The following is a 19,929-nucleotide window of genomic DNA, read 5'->3' on the forward strand; positions in this document are numbered from 1 at the left end:
ATACCTCCTTTCTATATTGGACTTGCTATATCATATGAAAGGAGATATTAAGTTGCTAGGGCACTCTACCATAAATTGGATTTAAACAAACAATTGAAGCATATAGACGGTTCTTGTTGAAGTAACGGGGGCAATAGTTAAAGAATCCTGCTGCCATTGAGTTCTTATTGAAGTAACGGGGCAGTTTAGTCAATCAAGATGTATAATAAAATAAATCGAATTTTGCAAGGAGATTCAAGATGAATATTGAGTTTAAACCGATTGATAGAACAAATTATAATGAGTGTATAGACCTTAATTTAAATGAAGAACAAAAAAAATTTGTCGCCCCCAATTTTTTTTCTTTAGTACAAGCGGCATATGAACTCAATTTATACCCATTAGGGATATATAATGATAATAAAATGGTTGGTTTTATTTTATATGATTTTGATAATGAACTTAACGGATGGTCAATGAGCAGATTTATGATTGATGTGAATTATCAAAACCAAGGAATTGGGAAAATGGCTATACAAAAGTTCATAGAATTTTTTACAAAAAAATATGGTCATTTAAAACTCTATACAAGTGCTGCAGTTGATAATCAAATCGCTATTGCTTTATATGAAAAATTCGGTTTTGAAAAAAAAGAAGTGTTTGAGTATGAAGCGGGCGGTAGAAAACATAAAGATATTAGAATGATTGTCCAACTTTAATATAAAAGATTGTGAAAAAATGCACTTAAACAAACGGGGGCTTATGTTTAATAAGAAATTTTAATGACGACAGGGAAACTTTCGTTTTTTTAGTTATCAAATAGCAAGTCTATTCGTAGTGCAATTAGCAGGAGCATAAAAAAATTATGCTTCTGCTAATTCACCTTTCTATTTACAATGTTAATTTTTTGGTATGAAGATTATCATAAACCTTAACAAATCAACTAAATAGCAGAGTGAATTCTTATGCGAATTACTCTGCTATTTTAGCTGTTTTTATATGTGTTTTTATACCTCGGGTACTCCAAAAGAGAACGGCTTAGTATTATACTGGGGTCATTTTTTTAAACTCGCATTGATAACGATGGTTATTATATTCTTCCCTTACACGACTCCAAAGTTTCTTAGATGGAAATCAGATTCCTCTACTGCAGGATGGCTTACTAATAATTTTATAAAATTATACCAATTTGAAAATCATACATCATTACCAAATCTCCCAGAAGTTAAAGAGGGGCCGGTATATTGTGTAGAGGTGGATCTTGAGGGAAAAGATGATTATCCAGAAATTACTCTTGCAAAGCTAACATATGATTTTAGCCAATGGACAAAGGTTCCTGGAGTATCAGACCATTGGATTTTCTGGGATATTTTTAGAATGACGAATAGTTTTGAGATAAATGAAAGCAATGGGACTTGGGCGAGTAAACCACATTCCAAGGCAGCCAAGAAATATTGGGGGCTTCAAAGTGCACAAGGTGAAAGTTTCCCATTGATAAACGTATCCTCAGCCGAAACTATTAAAACAAAGATTTTTGATAGATTATTGTCTCTTTGAAGATTTTGAAAAACAACTGAGTATGACAAAAACAGCCCCGCGAAATTTCGCCGGGCTGTTTCTTTACAAATTTACTTTTGTGTACCATAGCTGATTAGGTTTGTGAAGATTCGATAGCCGCCTGGTACCTGTTCCTGAATTTGACGGTAAAGTACAAGGGAGGTGTAGATATACGTACCTTTGCCATAATTGGCAGCAAGGATACCTTGTTCAAACGGTGCTTCTCCTGGGTCTGCCATGCTGACGAATTTTTGATAACGGCTGTCAAAGGAGCTTGGATAATAGATGCTTCGTTCCTGTACCCAGTTGTCCCAATCACTGTCTCCAATTTTATTTGGATAGTTGAAGAGAGGGGACTCCGGCTGCAGAACAGTAACCTTGGCATCCTCGTCCGTTGTTCTCCAACTGATTGGAGGATCTCCAGGTGTTAAGGAATACGGCGCAAGAGAATTATTCCACCGGTCTGTGACCTTGTTGTACTGGACAACTAAGTGTCCGCCGTTATTCACATAGTCAAGAAGGCGCTTGTTATTGGAGAGCAGATCATCGCGGGATAGGTAAGCCCTGATACCCGTTACAATGGTGTCGTATTGGCTTAAGTCACCTGTAGCCAAATCCGCTGCTGTCAGTTTTTTCACGTTTAAGCCGGCATTTGATAGATAGTCAGCGACTTTGTCAAAACCGCTTTCTACATAACCAATTTTGAGATTATTGTCCTTCAATAGTTCAAAGGCAACACCCTTAACCTTTGCATCATAAAGATAATAGAAGGTACCGATATGGCTGTATTTGATTTCCTGAACGGTTGTACCAAAGGTTTTGCCGTTAACTGATGCCTGGGCATCGATGCTAAAGTCCCCAGCTTTTACGTCTGATGGAGGCGACACCTTAAAGTCCACTGTCTTTTCTTCAAACTGGCTGCTGAAATCCACAACCGCATTGGCAGGGGAGACAGTCCATCCTTCAGGAACTTTTAGTGAAACGGCTGCTTGAGTTTTTCCTCCAGTAAGGTTTTTAGCCTTTACGGAAACAGGGTAATCCTTTTTCACATCTGCTGTATTGACAACAAGACCTTCAGGAGAAAGGGTTAGAGCAACATCCGGAAGAACGGCAATCGTTCCATCCAGCTGAACGGTATGTCCAACAGTGGCACCGTCAAAATTATAATGAACCTGTGACTGAATGACTGGTTCTTTATATGGATGATAGAACTCGGCGTCCTCAGGAATGGTTACCTGATAAGTTAGTTTGGCTGTTTCTCCAGGGGACAGGATCGGTTCGTTATCACTCGCAACAACCTTATATCCTTCTGGAACCTTTAAATCAACACCAAAATCTTGAAGCTCCTGTTTGCCGTTATTTTTAACCGTAACGGTAACAGTAGTGGTCTGGCCCTTCGTTAGAATAGTAGAGGCCGAAGAAGCTTTAACATCAAGGCCGGATGCCACAAAGCTTGCATTCTGAAGCTGTTCAACCTTCAGGTTAAGCTTATGAACCAAATCACGCTTTAAGGCAGCATCAAGCTTCTGAGATTTATTTGTTTTATCAAGGACAGTACGAAGGTGTTTTAAAGCACTTTGTGATTTTGTAAATACCTGGTCGCGGTTTGGATAGGAAGAGATCATGGAGTTAAATTCTTGTTGGAGTTTGTTAAAGTGCACTTTTAGGTCGTTTTCTGTTTTTGGAAGAGCGTTTGCCCATTCTGAAAGGTCATACGGAACACCGGCAAATAGGTCAGGCTGATTGCCAACGGTTGTTTTGAACAATTCAAGATTGACCTGTCTTGGAGCAGCAGGAATATTGGAACCCATTCCCTGGCTCTTATGCATGAAGCGGGACTGTTCACCCAGTTGAGGGTAGGTCATTTTGTAAATTGGATCATACTTACCAATTTCGATGGAAGTGGTGGTTTGTTCTTTCGTTTCGGCAGGTAAGTACATTTTTTTAACCTGCCATACAGAAAGGCCATCCTTTAATTGCTCAGGATAAACGTTTGGATCTGCTGCATCCTTAAAGGCTTTTTCACTTAATATTTCCATTGCCCGATGGTGGCCGTGCTGGCTTGGAACATTGCGGAAGGAAGGCATGAGGATGTCCGGCTGATATGTACGAATAAAACGGATAACCCGTTCATACGTCAGGTCATATCCCCATTTAGCCAGTGTTTCCTCAGGACTTTTTGAAAAACCAAAATCATAAATCGGATCAGAAGTCGTCTGGCTTAAATGATAAGCAGTAACCCCGGTAATCTTCGCTGCTTCAATCAATTCCCGGGAACGAATAATCCCTAGGCCGTTACCTAACTCACTGCCGATTTCATTTTGTCCGCCTTCACCACGGTTGGCGATCAGACTTGAGGTTTTTACTCCCAATCCCCTTGAAAGATACGCTAAAAAGTCGCTTCGCTCATCATCAGGATGGGCACCCGTATTCAGGAATACAACAGTGGTACTGAGCGGTTTAACGGCATTCCACAAATCCACATCAGGTTCCTGTGTTTCTTCGGCGATTCCGGTTAAAGGCAATAATGAAATAACTAGAAGAAGAGAGAGTAACCCACTAAATAACTTTTTCAACATGTTTACCCCTTTCATAGTTAAAATGATTTCCTAATTCGACCCTCCTTATAAAAGGAATTTACGGTAGGTTAGTTAACCTTCCTAACAAACAGAAGATCAAACCCTAACTAATAAATAACATGACAGGATAATAATGTAAATATATATATATTCAGAAAATTAAAACAGTTAATTAGGACTATACTGAAAGCCCTATCTTATACGTATAATTTTACTAATTAAAAAAATATTCTAAAAACTAATTGCCAAGTATTTCCGCCTGCGTTATAATCCAGTTAATTAGTCAATCTTACTAACCATCAAATTAAGGCCGTGATGATATGAATGTAATGGGTAAGAACGTGCAATTAAAGTCGTTAAACAAAAGAAAGGTACTGCAATGCATCATTGATCATTCGCCCATTTCCAGGGCGGAAATCGCCGGTAAGATCAATATTAGCAAGCCCACTGTATCTATATTGGTGGATGAATTACTTCAGGAAAACTGGATTTTCGAAAAAGGAATAGGCGAATCGACCTCTCAGGGCGGGAGAAAGCCCATACAGCTTTTTTTTAATGAAAAAGCAGCCTATGTCATTGGCACGGATATTGGCGGCACAAAGGTAAAGACTATGATATGCGACTTGAGCGGAAATATCCTCGCTCAAAGCAGCTTCAAAACGAGGCAGTATTTAGAATCGGGATTAATGAAACAAATTGCTAAAGAGATCAATACCATGGTCCAAAAGACAGGCATTGAGCCAGAAAAGATATTAGGTATTGGAGCTGGTGTGCCAGGCATTACCGATACATCCAGCGGAGTTGTTATAGAGGCTCCAAGTTTAAATTGGATTCGCTATCCTTTTATTAAGGAAGCCAAAAAGCATTTACCTTACCCTGTCTTCGTCGATAATGACGTAAATGTTGCCGCTCTTGGGGAACAATGGCTTGGCAGTGCTAAAAATAAGCAAAATGTCCTGTTCCTTGCAGTCGGCACTGGAATAGGGAGCGGAATTCTTATCCACAATCAGCTGTATCGCGGATCAACAGGGGCAGCAGGGGAAATCGGCTATATGGTCACAGATAAAAATCATATAAAAAATGAATTCAAGCCGGTTTTTCATCACTATGGATATTTGGAAAGTGTTGCAGGAGGAAAATCGATCGGCGATTCTTTAACCAGATTAATTAAAGAAAATCCTGACCATCCCTTACATAAACAGGCTGAAACCACAGGGCTGACAGGGGAGAATGCGTTCAGGCTAGCTGAAAATGGAGATAAGGATGCGATAAGCGTAATCAATGAAGCAATCGAGCACCTTGCCTATGGAATCATCAATGCAGCCAGTTTATTGAATCCAGAGGTTATTATTTTGGGAGGTGGTGTATTTAAGTCATCCGCAATTATTCTTCCTAAGCTTAGGGATATAGTGAATCACTATCTTCCGAGTTCAGTAGAATTGAAGATTTCGCAGCTGGGGGAAAACGCAGGAGTTTTAGGGGCAGTTTCACTGTTTTTAAGGGAACATGATAGCACTATTACATTTAAGTAATGAGGGGGATTTATTGTGAAAAACAAGAAAAAGATGTCCATTCTTACCGTGTTAACGCTATCTGCTTCACTGTTGCTTGCAGCCTGTGGGGGTGGGGAAACGGAAAAGAAAACTTCCGGTACACCTAAGACTCCCACTAAACCTAAGGAAAAGCTTGAGGAGAAAGTGGTTATTTATTCACCGCATGGAAAGGATATTTTGTCCAAGTTCGAACAGCAATTTGAGGCAAAATACAATATCGATGTGGAATGGCTCGACATGGGCTCACAGGAGGTTCTTGACCGTATCCGTTCCGAGAAAAACAATCCTCAGGCTGATATCTGGTGGGGTGCACCTTCCGTAAACTTCGACCAGGCAAAGGATGAAGGCTTGCTCGAACCATATAAACCATCCTATGCTTCAAGCCTTGCTGATGGATTCCATGATCCGGAATGGAACTGGACCGGAACAAGCCAGACCCCAGAGGTTATCATGTATAACAGCAAAGAAGTGAAAAAGGAAGACGCTCCAAAGGACTGGGATGAATTACTTGACCCTAAATGGAAAAACAAAGTTATCATCCGCTACCCGCTTGCATCCGGAACAATGAGAACCATTTTTTCAGCGATTATTTACCGGGACTTCAAAGATGGAAATGACCCTCAAAAAGGCTTTGACTGGCTGAAAAAGCTTGATGCCAACACCAAAGAATACTCCGCCAATCCTGAAATGATGTACAACAAGGTTGCCAAAGGGGAAGGAACCATCTCAGTTTGGGATATGCCAGACGTTGTTATGTTAAAGGAAACAAAGAACTACCCATTTGATTTTGTTATTCCTGAAAGCGGCACACCAGTGTTAACGGAAGGAATCGCAAAAGTTAAAGGGGCACCACATCCAAAAGCCGCAGAAGCATTCTACGAATTCGTTAATACACCAGAGGCTGCACAATTGCTTGCAAAAGACTTTTACCGCATTCCAACAAGAGATGATGTGAAAGACCTTCCAGACTGGATCACTAATACAAAAATCAAACCCATGGATATTGACTGGAAAGTTTTCCAGAAGGAAAGCGACAACTGGATGAAGTATTGGGATGAAAACATTAAGAATGGTAAAAAAGAAATCAAACAATAGGAAGTGTAGATGGTATGGCGTCGATAAAAATTGAAAATGTCCAAAAAGCATTCGGAAAAGTAATTGCGGTTGATCATTTGAATCTCGAAATCAAGGACGGAGAATTCTTTACCTTTCTCGGCCCGAGTGGATGCGGAAAGACCACAACACTGAGGATGATTGCCGGTTTTTATTATCCGACCAAGGGCATTGTACGTTTTGGTGACAAGGACATGACGCGTGTACCTCCTGAAAAAAGAAATACGGGCATGGTTTTCCAAAACTATGCCCTTTTTCCTCACATGACGGTTTTTGAAAATGTTGCATTTGGTTTGAAGGTTAGGAAAATCTCTTCCGGTGAGTTAAAGAAACGAGTGCAGGATGTATTGCAAAAAGTAAGGCTGAACCAATATTCAGACCGTCAGGTGAGTCAGTTGAGTGGAGGACAGCAGCAGCGTGTAGCTCTTGCCAGAGCATTGGTGATTGAGCCCGAAATTCTGCTCCTGGATGAGCCTTTAAGTAATCTGGATGCCAAGCTTCGGGATGAAATGAGAAGCGAGATTCTAAGGCTCCAACGGGAATATAAAATCACGACTATCTATGTTACTCATGATCAGGCAGAAGCATTATCCATGAGTGACCGAATAGCAGTATTTAATTTTGGAGTCTGCCACCAAATAGGGACTCCATCTGAAATTTATAATGAGCCTTCTAATGATTTTGTAGCTGGCTTTATTGGGGAAATTAATCTATTTCCAGCCAGGATTGAAAAAAAGACCAATGAGCAGGTATTCCTTTCTGTACAAACAGGAGCTGGCCCAAAGGAAATGACGGTGAAAAATCATCCGTTTAATGTAGATCCTGATAGCCCTGGTGATCTGGCCATTTCCATTCGTCCGGAAGCGATTATACTTCATTACCGACAAGTCGATGGAGCGAATGTTTTAAAAGGGAAAATAGAAGAGGTTTATTTCTTTGGCTCTGTTATCAATTTAATCATTAGTGTGGAAGGGATGCGTTTAAAAGCAGATCTCTTAAACAACCAATCTATTAAAATTAAAAAAGGTACAGAGGTATTTGTCCAGCTTCCAGAAGATCATATCCGGGTCATTCCTATGGTGAGTGGTGAGAGCTCATGATCAAGCGAGATACAAGATTTACAATCCTGCTGCTGATTCCGGTCCTTTTAGTATTGATTGCCTATGTGCTTTATCCTTCCTTAAGAACCTTTTTTGAAAGCTTACATACGGAGGGCGGGACCTCCTTCCAAAATTATTCGGATTTCTTCAGCCAGGAATCGAAGACGAATTTAGAGGCACTATGGAATTCTGTTTATATATCGGTACTAAGTGTGATTGCAAGTGCTCTTATCGGCATTCCGCTCGCCTTTATTTTCAACCGATACGATTTTCCAGGGAGAGGATTTTTCTCAACTGCCGCCATCATGCCGATCGTTCTGCCTTCACTGGTTGGGGTTATGGCTTTTATGTTTTTATACGGTGAAACAGGATTAGTTCCAAATGCCCTTAAGGATTTATTCGGGCTAAAAAATGTGCCGTTTAAAATAGGTGGGGTCTCAGGAATCCTGATTGTTCATGCCTATACGATGTATGTGTATTTCTATATGACCGTCTCATCTGCGATTAATAAAATTGACCCAAGCCTTGAAGAGGCGGCCTATAACCTGGGAGCCAACCGTTTTAAGGTGTTCTGGAGAGTAACGTTTCCATTGTTAACTCCAGCCATTGTCGCTGCTTCGCTTCTTGTCTTTATGATTTCCATGGCATCCTTTAGTGCACCCTTTCTACTGGCAGGAGGGTACCGGGTACTGAGCCTGCAGATCTATTTTTCAAAATTAAACGGGGATATGGAAGTAGCTGCGACTCAGTCGGTTATTCTGTCGATCGTATCGATTGCGTTCCTGTTATTTATGCGCTGGTACCAGAACCGGAAGGATTACCGGATGGCATCAAAAGGTATAGGGGCGCACCGAAGCGAAGTGAAAAATCCGATACTGAAATGGGTTATGGTATTGGTGGGTGTTATCGCTGTTATCATTCTGCTCCTGCCGCACTTTACCATCCTGCTACTCTCTTTGGTACCGGACGGGACGTGGACCTATCAGACCTATCCCTCTGTTTTTAACATAGAAAACTACCGATTATTATTGCAGGATCCAAATATATTCAAGCCTTTAAAGAACAGCTTGCTTCTAGCGTTTATTGCCACCTTTGGAAACCTGATTTTCGGGGTGCTGACATCTTATCTATTGGTAAAAAGAAAATTCATCGGGAAGAATCTTGTTGATATTCTGGTTATGATTCCATGGGCTTTGCCAGCTACTGTTATCGGGATGAATCTAATTTTCGCCTTCAATGAACCTAGTATTTTTTCATTCGGAAATATACTTGTAGGGACGTTCTGGATTTTGCCTTTAGCTTACTTTATCCGGCATATTCCATTGGTTGTTCGTTCCACTAATGCGGTGCTGGAGCAACTGGATGATTCAATTGAAGAGGCATCGAGAAGCCTAGGTGCAAAATGGTTTTATACCTTTAGAAGGGTCATTCTGCCGATCATTATGCCTGGGGTTTTATCCGGAACACTGCTTGCTTTCGTGGAGGCGGTAGGGGAATTTCCAACATCGGTTCTTTTATATACCATATCTAACCGACCAATTTCCATTGAGATTATGAACCAGCTGAGAATGTTCAATATGGGTCAGGCAGCAGCCTACGGTATGATTCAGATTGTGTTAATTGCCATTGTCCTATTTGTATCCAATAAATTTTTCGGGGTAAAAGCCGAGCAATCATTGTCATAAAATCGGAGATGAAGAGATGAGTAAAATCGAGGAATTTATCAGCAATGAAGGAATAGCTTTTCCTGGAAAAACCTATGTGGAAGAGCTGCTGATGCCTGTTTTTAATGACCAGCGCGACTTCTTATTTAATGTAATGTTTGATATCCACCGTGCGCATGTCGTGATGCTTGAAGAACAAGGGATTATTAAAACAGAAGAAGCAAAGGTCATGCTTGAAGGGATTAATAAGGTTGCCCAAACGGACATCAGCTCTATATTTTATCAGTCCCAGTTTGAAGACTTATTTTTCATGATGGAAGCAAAAATAGGGGAGGAGATTGGTACAGAGTTAGCAGGGAAAATCCATATAGCGAGAAGCAGGAATGATATGGGAGTGGCGATGTACCGCCTTGTCTTAAGGGGATATTTTTTAGAGTTCCTGGGGCTTGGCTATCAATTAAGTGAAGCCTTGTTGTTACAGGCGGAACGGCATAAGGAGACATACCTGACAGGCTATACCCATACACAACCGGCACAGCCGACTACCTTAGGGCACTATCTTCTGGCAATCTATGATGTTTTACAGAGGGATTTAAAACGATTATGGAATGCCTATGAAACTGTTAATCAGTCACCACTCGGAGCAGCTGCTTTGACCACCACCGGTTTTCCAATCAGCCGGAAGCGAACCTGTGAATTGTTAGGTTTTGATAAGGTTATTGAAAATTCCTATGATTCTATTGCCGGAGCTGATTATTTACTTGAAACCTCATCTTCTTTGATGACCTGTATGGTCAACACGGGAAGATGGATTCAGGATTTCCTTCTGCACGTGACCAGGGAATTTGGGACTTTTTTGGTGGCAGATCCTTATGTACAGGTTTCTAGTATCATGCCTCAAAAAAGAAATCCGGTTTCAATTGAACATTCCCGTTCGATCGCAAGCAGTGCAGTTGGAGATGCACTTGCTGCCATCCATATGATCCACAATACACCTTTTGGGGATATTGTGGATACAGAGGATGACCTCCAGCCGCACTTATACCGCGCTTTTAACAATGCGAGCCGTGTGTTTAAACTGATGTATGCCGTCATTGTGACAATCAAAGTGAATGATGAGCATACGAAAAAAATGGCGAAGAAATCATGTATTACCATTACAGAACTGGCTGATACACTGGCAAGGGATTATGATATTTCTTTTAGAAAAGCTCATTCTATTGCCAGTTATATATCTAAACAGACTATTAAAGAGCAAAAGGAATTATACGACTGGAACATCGACGAGATCAACAACATCATAAGCGAGTATGCAAATGTGAAGCTGAGCGAAGAAGAATGGAAAAAAATCATCTCGCCGGAATACTTTGTAGAAATCAGAAGCATTCAGGGTGGTCCTTGTCCTAAGGAAGTGGAAAGGATGATCGGAGTAAGGAAGGAAAAGCTTGAGAGGGGATGCAGTAAGTATTTTAAGATCGTTGAAACATTAAAGATTAAGAAAAAACTGCTGGATGAGTATAGTTTATAAATACAGAAAAGCGTGCTGTCCAGCGGCATATTTGAAGGTAAAAGTTACTTCCTAAATAATGTTGATAAAGCTAGCAGCCCATGAAAATGTCAAAACCTCCTCATTCATTTGTGGAGGTTTTGTTTTCGGGTACCTTCTAAATAAATGACGATTTGCCACACGTCATTCTCCTTATTTAATAGAGTTTTACAGCATATTCAATAAGATTTGACATAACAAATGACCATATTTATGCTAGTTGATAAGTATTGTACAATCAAAAGAGAATACCAATACTACTGTCAATATAATTGTCATTTGGTTGCATGTATTCCAAACGGACAGGATTGTTTAATTATAAAAACAAAGAAAAAGTACCTAAAGTTAGTTTGGGTATGTTAAAATTTAGGAGAAAGTGGTGAGTATATGAGGGAAAACAATATCCACCCAACGATTGATTTGATTTACAGCACTAACAAGGCGTTTAACCGTCATGTCACGGTTAGCCATTAATACTCTTAGTTTTTCAAAGGTCTCAGACGTAGGACTAATAAATGAATAGTATCCATTCTTCACCATATCAGCAATCACAAGAGCATCTTTTTTATCACTCTTGGATTGAGTATTATCGCGATTTTCTTTATTCCTTTTTACAAGATGGGGATTTACAGTTACGGCCTCAATATTTTGTTCATAAAGCCATTTAGACAGATTAATCCAATAGTGGCCTGTAGGTTCCATGCCAACTATTGAAGAATAAAGCCCCTTTAGGTTTTTTAATTTGTTAATCCATTGAAGTAATCTAGCAAAACCTTCTTCATTATTTTCAAATGTAAAAGGATCTCCGACTACAATTCCACGGAAATTCACAGCTCAGCTACGTGTAATTCTTGGGCAATATCTACACCAACAATAAGTTGTTTTTAAGAAATTCTCTCTATTAGTTGCTTTTGTTTGTCTTGCATTTTAAACTTCATATTAAGGCTTCCTCCTTAAGGTGTTTGGGTTAGAGTGGTATCTATACTCATATCTTACTGAGGGGCCTTATTTTTTTCAAAGATCATAATTAACGATCTACAGGAATTCTAACGGGGCAGGTTAGTTGAAGAAGACTTTAGGTGAAATTTAACATTGATATTATTCAAGGTTATGCTTATTATGGGTTGCTTTAATAAAAATATTGCTATTGATGAAAGGGAATTTTTCAATGACAGCTCATTATTTTATCGCTACATTAAAACCTATTCCTGAATATCACTCAAGTGAAAAAAATTATCCATTTCTAAATGGTGAAGCGTATAAGGAAAGTTTGCCGCTTACTCTCCCTTATGTTTATGAACTTGGAGGAGAAGACATCGAATTTATTACATTTTTGGATTCGTTTATGGAAATTGGGGACGTTGTAGAACTATATATATTTGAAGAAGGACGAAAGGGTTATCCCTTATCACATAATTATCCAGAAGAGTCCAGAACGATTAATCTCTTTAAAAAAACTTACAAAGATCAATACGGTGAATATCAATTAGACTCAAAGAAATGGAAAGAAGATCTTTCCAGACGTACTATTGCGTCAAAACGAAGCGTGACCACATTCGTTAAATACTAGTGACCTGCTGCTCTCTAGGTTGTTAGTAAACTAACGTGGGCTTGATTTCAAAGATGGGATTGCTGAGGCAGCTCCTTTTCTTTTTGTGCTAAAGGGCAGTTTAGCGTAAGAAGGAATTTTATTGAAAAACGAAGAATACCTTAATTTACCACAAACCAATAAATTAGGGGATGGATTATGTTTATAAGAGAGATGAGTCAATCAGATATAGAAAGTGTAAGAGAAATTGCGGCAGCCACTTGGAGAGATACATACAGTACGTTTATCCCAGAGGAGATACAAGATAAAGTTCTCAAGGATGCTTATTCTAATGACGAAATGGATAATAGATTTAAATCCTATACTAACTTGGTGGCAGAAAGTAATAAGGAGATTATAGGCTATGCCTTTTTCTCAGGCGATTTATCGCATAAAGATGCGTTCCTAGAGTCGCTATATGTTCATCCTAATCACCAAGGAAAAGGAGTTGGAAAAGAACTTTTATTGAGAGCACTTCAAAAATTTAAAGAACCGAGTACTTTAACGTTAACAGTTTATAAAGGTAATCCTAATATTTCTTTTTATGAGGGGCAAGGTTTTAAAGTAATAAAAGAAAACAAGGGCGATTTTTTTGGACATCCCGTAGTCTTTACAATAATGAAAAAGGACTTAATTAATTTGGAGTAAGTAAAGTTTGTGAAAAACTGTACTTAAAGTAACGGGGGCGTTAATCCATGAAGTATTAACCGCCTTTTTTTGAATTCCTTATTGAACAAACGGGGCAGGCTTGTGGAATAAGGGTTTTCTAATTAAAGGAAAATAGTGCTTATAATGAGAAAGATATCTATATAGGTTATTGAAGGGGAGTTGTGTAAAACCTTCTTCTGCTTTAACTTGTAAGCGATACAAAATTAGGAGGTACTTAAGTGAACAAAAGGATAGATTTTACGATACAACCACCAGAAAATTTTGAGGAATTATTGAAATTATATGAATCATTAGGATGGAATTCACTTAAATTAACCGTTAATGATTTAGAACGAATGTGTAAACAGAGTTGGTATGCAGTATATGCTTTTGATGAACAGCAATTAGTGGGAATGGGACGTGTTATTTCGGATGGCGTCATTACGGCAATTATATGTGGAGTATGTGTCCTCCCAAACTATCAGTCTATAGGAATTGGTAAGGAAATTATGGACCGAATAATCGAACATTGCGAGCAAAATAAAGTAATTCCTCAACTTATGTGTGTAGAAAATTTGGAGTCCTATTATAAAGATTTTGGTTTTAAGAAATTTTCCATTGGAATGACAAAAAATATCATTCGGTAATTTTCTATTCATATCAGTTTGTAAAGGAATGTACTTAAACAAACGGGGGCTTGTGTTAATTAAAGGTGTTGCTGAGGCAGCATCTTTTTCTAATTGAACAAACGTAGTTTAGAGGAATTAACGAGAGAATTACAAGACTATGTCCATTGGTTTAATCACATTCGTATTCACGGAAAGATAGGATATTTAAGTCCCATTGAATACAAACTTGAACACCTTAAAAAAACTGTCTAGTTTAGTGTTGACAATCCACTTTACATGGTCTCTATGCCAGAGGGTTTTATTTATGACGAAACGTTATCGATTGATATTCTCAAAATAAATCAACAATAATACGAGGTCAAACACTATGTTAAGAGTGGGAAATCCAGCCTAACACGCACGATCACTTTCGAAAAAGTAAAAGGCAAGTTAGTTACTCATTACGGGGATTGACCACCTAGGAGGAAAGAACACTAATCGGATCAGTCAAATAAGTAGAGAGGTAAAAATGGACACAAAGTTTATAAGAGAAATTTCCAATACCACGGTAATAACAGGTTGGTTTTTTATCATCATTGGTCTTATTGGTGAATTTTCTGTCTGGCTAGTGATTATGGCATGGTTTGGCTCGGGAATTGGCGGATTAATATACCTTCTAAATCTTTTTGCACTATGTTTCTTAGCTATCTACGGACGAAAGGAAGATTTTTTTGTAAGAAACATACTGTTGATTATCTCCTATTTGGTTGTTTATCCATATATATTTATTTTGACAAGGAATTGATGAGTATGTAATTAGATGGTAATATATAAGCGCCCTTTTGTTAAAAGGAGAGAATCAGCACTTTAAAATCTTTCTGGTTTAAATGAAATTTTTCAAAGACCAACTAATGGATCTTTGAAAAATTTTACAGGCATGTATCCTTTAATCGGGAATAAGTATGAAACAGCCAAATTATATATCTACGAAAGTAATCAAAAATGCTGCCGGACTTGTATCCAACAGCATTCTATTTTTATCTGTACTCAGAATCCATTTTTTCTTAATGCATTCCAGCAGGGCAAACATTTTTTATCTGATTATATTATTTTTAAGTATACTAAAATCTCGATTTTGATAATAAGTGTTTTTTACCAAAATATTGGGACCAAGGCAAGAAACAGCGGGACAATGACAGCTTAATTCTTGTGATATTTTCGAGTCCTGCCACTTCTGATACGCTTCTTGCAGATTGGTAGTCTGAACATTTCCAAGAGGAGGAGTATCGCCAAAATCTGTGACAATGATATCGCCATTAAATATATTAATATTCAGACGTGAGCGGCCATCAGGATCATTTCTGATCGTAACATTCTTACTGTTGTAAAGAAGTTTTAATAGACTTAAATCTTCAGGATTGTTACTACATGCATAGAATGGCAGTGTTCCAAATAACATCCACACATTTTCATCACGCACATCTAGTAAATGATGGATAGCTCCTCTGATTTCTTCCAGCGACAATACTTCAAGGGTGCTTGCAAAATCACTAGGATACATTGGATGTATCTCATGTCGTTGACACAGCATGTCATTAACGATTTGCTTATGTATTTTTTCCAAATGTGGTAAAGTCCGTTTATTTAACATTGTTTCCGCAGAAACCATTATACCCGCTTTTACTAGATCTCTGCTGTTTTCTATTATTTTTTCAAAATACTTCATCCTTTGTATATACGTGGGCTTTTTGTCCATCCGTGCGAAACCGCCCTCCGCGAAATCCTCTACGGTGCCCCAGTTGTGTGAGATATGAAGGACATCTAGATAAGGAGTAATTGATTCGTACCGAGCTAAATCCTGGGTGAGATTAGAATTGATTTGCGTCCGCACACCGCGAGCATGAGCATACTTTAAAATCGGCAATACATAATTTTTTACTGAAGAAAGGGAAAGCATAGGTTCTCCACCTGTTATACTCAAGGACCTAAGTGTAGGAATTTCATCTAATCTATGTAATATCATTTCTAGCGGGAGTGCTGCTGGGTCTTTTGTCTGGAGAGTGTAACCAACTGCACAGTGCTCACAGCGCATATTGCAAAGAGTTGTAGTAGTGAATTCGATATTAGTAAGTTGGGGTTTGCCATATTGCTCAATATCAAAATAGGCTTCCCATGGATCATATTGAGGGGTGATTTTTTTTGTAGTTAACATGATTAACTCCTTAGTAATTTGTATTGAAAAAACTTTATTATTATAACTCTTAAGGGATGTTCTTGCTATTACAAATTGACCGTGATCAACTCTATTAATGAAGATATATATACTAATTGTCTTAAAACCCTTAATGCTTATTAGATACATACGTGAATTAACCCATAAAAAAAATAAAAGGAATAACCTACTCCTTATTAGATGAAAGTTGTCATCCTCCTTCGATACAAGTAGAAGATGAGCTTCCAACAATTTTATTTAATTCTTTAATAACTAGATTAAGGATGGTTGTTTCAACTGTTTTTTCCAAGGGCCATTCTGAAATAGGTACATTAAATTCACTAAAAATATCTTTAGTATTAGTCCAAATTTCAGAGATAGCTTTGGGTGACATATTTGGTTGAATGACCAAAAGAGCCTCCTCCTTTCAAAGGTTAAATAAATCTTATCATTTGAAGACTGTTCTTGCACAATACGATGATATTGTGAAGGAATGTACTTAAACAAACGGGGGCTTTGTAACATCTTTAACCTGAATTTACTGCGATTTATTATATTTCGTTAGCAAAATATTAGCATGTTGTTATCAGTCAATGATATGTAATTGACTTGATGATGATGACTCTTATAACAAAAGTATGCAAATTCTATATGCATCGCTTTTAAACATTGGTTACACAATCCACATGTGTAGTATGTTTTTTACAGATAGTTTTAAAAAATGATTGAGGGGAATAACCCCCCTCAACCTGTGCGAAGTTGTAGTAAATCTTAATATCTTTATTTTCGGTTATTTCGATTTTATCAACGAAACGTAGTAACATTTCTGATGTTAAGGTATTAAATGTCGAATACTCTTTTAGTTGTTCGATGATGGCAGAGATTTTACTTGTTGTGTGACTTTCTACCTTCGCTTTTTTTATCTCTGCTCGTTCTAACTCTACTTTTTGAGGTAAATGTTTTAGCAACCTTGAAAACAGTACAGATAGCTGCACGGAAGTTGGTTGAAAAGGGAAGCGGAAAAATCTTTTTTATGAGTTCACTATCTGGAACTTTGGCATCTCCATATGGCGGTCCATATGCCGCTACAAAGCACGCGATTGAAGCTATTGCCCATACCCTGCAGTTGGAACTTCAAGGATTCGGAGTAAAAAGTTGCCACCATTAACCCTGGTGACTTCAAGACAGGCTTTAATGATCGCGCGGCAGAAGAGCTATGGAAATGGTACGATGAAGAGAAAAACTTCACGAGGAAAGAGGATATAAAAAAGGCGGAAGAAGGGTTAAAGAACCAGTTTGACCCAGAAGATATGATTGCAAAAATGGTAGAAATCATCCCAGCTGACCATCATAAATTCCGAACTGCCTATCCTCAGCAAACGGAGAAACAGATGAAGCAAGAAGAACAAAAGTGGTGGGAGATGGACATATAGGACGCTTGATCCAGTTCTTTTAACCTGTGGTATGGGACTGTTGATAAAAAGGGAAAAGAGAGACGGCTCTATTCCCTTTTTGCATTTTTTATAATTTTAGAGGATATCCGAATACATCGTTTGTCTTATGTGGGTTATACCATTACTTTAATCATCCATTTGAGGTTTAAAGCCATTGGCGATCTTTGATACCAGTTTCCTTTTCTGTATGAACGGAGCATCATTAATAACCAATTTCTTCAAATTGCAGCATATATCAAGCCTTCTATTAAAGCATTTCTATCTGAACTTCTTCAAAATCAAAATATAATATAGTACAAAATATTTGCCGAAATGGCAAGTTTTTTTTATAATATAAAGGTTTTAAAAAAACTATTCACCATTTTTACGATTAGACATTCCTATATTAGTTAGTAATTTTATACTTGTGTCTAAAATACTTATGTATCAGGAAGGTTGTAAGTCAATGACTACTATGTTAGCTGCAAAAGAACGTAAGGAATTCCAGAATTCCGCTTTAACCCAATTAAGAAACCAGGGGAATATCCCATCAGTTGTCTATGGGAAAAATGAGGAGAGCAAATCGATTGTTGTAAAAAATGCAGATTTAATCAAAACCATTAATGAAGTAGGAAGAAATGGAATTATTTCTTTAGATGTTAATGGGAATTCACATGATGTAATACTTGCAGATTATCAATATGATGCGATAAAGCGTGAAATTCTTCATGCAGATTTTTTATATATTAATATGTCTACTGAGGTACATGCCCAGGTGCGTGTTGCATTGACAGGAACATCAAAAGGCGTTGAAGACGGAGGAGTTCTCCAGCAGTCTCTTCACGAGTTAAACATAACAGCTAAACCTAGAGAAATCCCCGAAACAATTGAAGTCAATATTTCTAACATTAGGGTAAACCAAACGATCAAAATAGGCGGAATTAAGAAAACTTATAGCAATATTACGATTAACCATGAAGATGAAGAGGTAATTGTTTCGGTACTGGCTCCAAGACAGGAAGAGGAAATCAGTACAGGTGAAAAACAGGGTGGAGAAATCCCTGAGAACGAAGAAGGAAAAGAAACAAAAGATTCTCATGAGTCATAAGCTTAATTATTTTAATTAAGCTGTAAAAGACGTAGCCTATAAGGCTGCGTTTTTTTGATTGTAAAAGACTACTATTATAAACAAATTATTTCTGAATTCAAAAATACCGGATATGCAAAAATCAGTCTTTTAACACTTAGTAAGACCCAAAGTTTATCTCTGAGGATATTTCCAAAAAGGACTATGACGAATTTGTGGGCATGGTACAAGACAAACTGCAACAACTAGAGTTAGAACGAGCAGAGATAAAAAAAGCGATGGCAGAAAGTCACACAACAAGTAAAATCTCTGCAAACATCGAACAACTAAAAGAGTATTTGACATTTAATACCTTAACATCAGAAATGTTACTACGTTTCGTTGATAAAATCGAAATAACCGAAAATAAAGATATAAAGATTTACTACAACTTCGCACAGGATGAGGGGCGTTAATCCCCTCAATCATTTTTTTAAACTATCTGTGAAAAACATACTACACATGTGGAGTGTACAGTGTTGCTAAAATTAAAGGGGCAAAAATAGCATGTTAAGCCCCTTCTTTACTATTAGGATTTTTAAAATTAAAGTGAATTTTGATGTTTCCACCTTCAAATACCTCAATTTTAGAAATCAATTTGTGAAGAGTTAATTTCAATTTTTTTTCATCATTAAAGTCCAAATTAATTAGGTTATTAACTTGGTTTTCAAAGGCACGGACAGAATTGTCTGTGTCTTTTTGCTTTTCAATAGAACAAGGAGTTCAACTTTACGATTACTAAGGGATTGCTGCTCATTACGGATTATCTCATTCTGGGCCCGCCACTCATTTTTAGTTAAGTCCCCATCATTTAGCATATCTAAAAGGGTACTTTGCTTTGTTACTAATTGTTGGAGGCGTTTTTCAACTTTTTGTAGCTCCCCTTTGGGAGTAATGGTTTTTAATATTATCCAAATCCAATTTAAGATTCTGGAAATAAATTGTGCAAAATCATCTTAAACCAATAAAAACACACTTCTTCCCGAAAGTATCATCTGCGAGATCGGATAAATAAAAAAGTGTAGCTTATATTTAGCTGCACTTTTTTATGGAGAAACAATCGCTCATAATATCTATTATGTGCGATATTTACAATTTGCCCTTGATATTGGAAAAGTTTGTGAAGGAATGTACTTAAACTATCGTGGCAGTTTAGTTGAAAAAGGACACTTTAACTTTATAATGAAAAAGTGTTAGTATAATATATTGGATATTATCCCGTT

General features: G+C 37.8%; 20 protein-coding genes and 1 pseudogene. 16 read left to right on the forward strand and 5 right to left on the reverse strand.

Features of this window, described 5'->3' with window-relative positions:
* The first annotated feature begins 239 nt into the window (after positions 1-239).
* Positions 240-698, forward strand: coding sequence for a GNAT family N-acetyltransferase (locus G8761_RS25395; RefSeq protein ID WP_166030731.1), 459 nt, complete (start codon positions 240-242; stop codon positions 696-698).
* A 364-nt stretch (positions 699-1,062) separates the two neighbouring features.
* Positions 1,063-1,536 (forward strand): hypothetical protein, encoded by a 474-nt coding sequence (locus G8761_RS25400; protein WP_166030732.1) that lies wholly within the window; start codon positions 1,063-1,065, stop codon positions 1,534-1,536.
* Between the two features lie 71 nt (positions 1,537-1,607).
* Here G8761_RS25400 and G8761_RS25405 read toward each other — a convergent pair whose 3' ends face one another.
* Entirely contained in the window at positions 1,608-4,115 is a 2,508-nt protein-coding gene (locus G8761_RS25405; RefSeq protein ID WP_166030733.1) for an NEW3 domain-containing protein, read from the reverse strand.
* A 329-nt stretch (positions 4,116-4,444) separates the two neighbouring features.
* Here G8761_RS25405 and G8761_RS25410 point away from each other — a divergent pair, with 329 nt between their 5' ends.
* Genes G8761_RS25410 through argH form a run of 5 tightly spaced genes read left to right on the forward strand, consistent with a single transcriptional unit; the run spans position 4,445 to position 11,073 of the window.
* Positions 4,445-5,647, forward strand: coding sequence for an ROK family transcriptional regulator (locus tag G8761_RS25410; RefSeq protein WP_207789343.1), 1,203 nt, complete (start codon positions 4,445-4,447; stop codon positions 5,645-5,647).
* Between the two features lie 15 nt (positions 5,648-5,662).
* Complete coding sequence (locus tag G8761_RS25415; protein ID WP_166030734.1) at positions 5,663-6,763, forward strand: extracellular solute-binding protein; 1,101 nt, start codon at positions 5,663-5,665, stop codon at positions 6,761-6,763.
* A gap of 14 nt (positions 6,764-6,777) precedes the next feature.
* Positions 6,778-7,881: an ABC transporter ATP-binding protein gene (locus tag G8761_RS25420; protein ID WP_166030735.1), complete on the forward strand. Its 1,104-nt coding sequence runs from the start codon at positions 6,778-6,780 to the stop codon at positions 7,879-7,881.
* Positions 7,878-9,566, forward strand: a complete 1,689-nt coding sequence (locus G8761_RS25425; RefSeq protein ID WP_166030736.1) for an ABC transporter permease — start codon at positions 7,878-7,880, stop codon at positions 9,564-9,566. The genes G8761_RS25420 and G8761_RS25425 overlap by 4 nt, the downstream gene beginning before the upstream one ends.
* 16 nt (positions 9,567-9,582) lie before the next feature.
* A complete protein-coding gene (gene argH, locus G8761_RS25430) occupies positions 9,583-11,073 on the forward strand; it encodes an argininosuccinate lyase (RefSeq protein WP_166030737.1) in 1,491 nt (496 codons plus the stop codon).
* 390 nt (positions 11,074-11,463) lie between these two features.
* Here the strand turns inward: argH and G8761_RS25435 are convergent.
* Positions 11,464-12,029 (reverse strand): annotated as a pseudogene (locus tag G8761_RS25435) (IS110 family transposase); the annotation flags it as partial.
* Between the two features lie 230 nt (positions 12,030-12,259).
* Here G8761_RS25435 and G8761_RS25440 point away from each other — a divergent pair.
* The 5 genes from G8761_RS25440 (at position 12,260) to G8761_RS25460 (ending at position 14,740) form a co-directional block, all read left to right on the forward strand.
* Positions 12,260-12,661, forward strand: coding sequence for a hypothetical protein (locus tag G8761_RS25440; protein WP_166030738.1), 402 nt, complete (start codon positions 12,260-12,262; stop codon positions 12,659-12,661).
* A 177-nt stretch (positions 12,662-12,838) separates the two neighbouring features.
* Positions 12,839-13,327, forward strand: coding sequence for a GNAT family N-acetyltransferase (locus G8761_RS25445; protein ID WP_166030739.1), 489 nt, complete (start codon positions 12,839-12,841; stop codon positions 13,325-13,327).
* Between the two features lie 239 nt (positions 13,328-13,566).
* Positions 13,567-13,974, forward strand: coding sequence for a GNAT family N-acetyltransferase (locus G8761_RS25450; RefSeq protein WP_166030740.1), 408 nt, complete (start codon positions 13,567-13,569; stop codon positions 13,972-13,974).
* A gap of 93 nt (positions 13,975-14,067) precedes the next feature.
* Positions 14,068-14,208 carry an IS3 family transposase gene (locus G8761_RS25455; protein ID WP_166030741.1) on the forward strand — a complete coding sequence of 47 codons (141 nt, stop codon included), beginning with the start codon at positions 14,068-14,070 and terminating at the stop codon, positions 14,206-14,208.
* Between the two features lie 256 nt (positions 14,209-14,464).
* On the forward strand, positions 14,465-14,740 hold the full coding sequence (locus tag G8761_RS25460) for a hypothetical protein (RefSeq protein WP_166030742.1): 276 nt from the start codon (positions 14,465-14,467) through the stop codon (positions 14,738-14,740).
* A 288-nt stretch (positions 14,741-15,028) separates the two neighbouring features.
* Here G8761_RS25460 and yfkAB read toward each other — a convergent pair whose 3' ends face one another.
* The 3 genes from yfkAB to G8761_RS25475 form a co-directional block, all read right to left on the reverse strand.
* Positions 15,029-16,147: a radical SAM/CxCxxxxC motif protein YfkAB gene (yfkAB, locus tag G8761_RS25465; protein WP_166030743.1), complete on the reverse strand. Its 1,119-nt coding sequence runs from the start codon at positions 16,145-16,147 to the stop codon at positions 15,029-15,031.
* Positions 16,148-16,358: 211 nt separating this feature from the next.
* Positions 16,359-16,559 (reverse strand): hypothetical protein, encoded by a 201-nt coding sequence (locus G8761_RS25470; RefSeq protein WP_166030744.1) that lies wholly within the window; start codon positions 16,557-16,559, stop codon positions 16,359-16,361.
* Positions 16,560-16,809: 250 nt separating this feature from the next.
* On the reverse strand, positions 16,810-17,142 hold the full coding sequence (locus tag G8761_RS25475; protein ID WP_166030745.1) for a DUF4368 domain-containing protein: 333 nt from the start codon (positions 17,140-17,142) through the stop codon (positions 16,810-16,812).
* Between G8761_RS25475 and G8761_RS27970 the strand changes: the two genes are divergently transcribed.
* The 4 genes from G8761_RS27970 to G8761_RS25490 all read left to right on the forward strand — a co-directional run bounded on the left by G8761_RS27970 (position 17,118) and on the right by G8761_RS25490 (position 19,122).
* A complete protein-coding gene (locus G8761_RS27970) occupies positions 17,118-17,315 on the forward strand; it encodes an SDR family NAD(P)-dependent oxidoreductase (RefSeq protein WP_338001037.1) in 198 nt (65 codons plus the stop codon). The genes G8761_RS25475 and G8761_RS27970 overlap by 25 nt on opposite strands.
* Positions 17,316-17,457: 142 nt before the next feature.
* The gene (locus G8761_RS27975) at positions 17,458-17,580 is read left to right on the forward strand and encodes a hypothetical protein (protein WP_338001038.1); all 123 of its coding nucleotides are present in this window, start codon (positions 17,458-17,460) and stop codon (positions 17,578-17,580) included.
* Positions 17,581-18,046: 466 nt separating this feature from the next.
* On the forward strand, positions 18,047-18,688 hold the full coding sequence (locus tag G8761_RS25485; RefSeq protein ID WP_166030746.1) for a 50S ribosomal protein L25/general stress protein Ctc: 642 nt from the start codon (positions 18,047-18,049) through the stop codon (positions 18,686-18,688).
* Between the two features lie 200 nt (positions 18,689-18,888).
* Positions 18,889-19,122, forward strand: coding sequence for a DUF4368 domain-containing protein (locus G8761_RS25490; RefSeq protein ID WP_243450156.1), 234 nt, complete (start codon positions 18,889-18,891; stop codon positions 19,120-19,122).
* Positions 19,123-19,929: the final 807 nt, after the last annotated feature.

Source organism: Neobacillus terrae, from assembly GCF_011393025.1.
In the GTDB taxonomy this organism is placed as follows: domain Bacteria; phylum Bacillota; class Bacilli; order Bacillales; family Cytobacillaceae; genus Neobacillus_A; species Neobacillus_A terrae.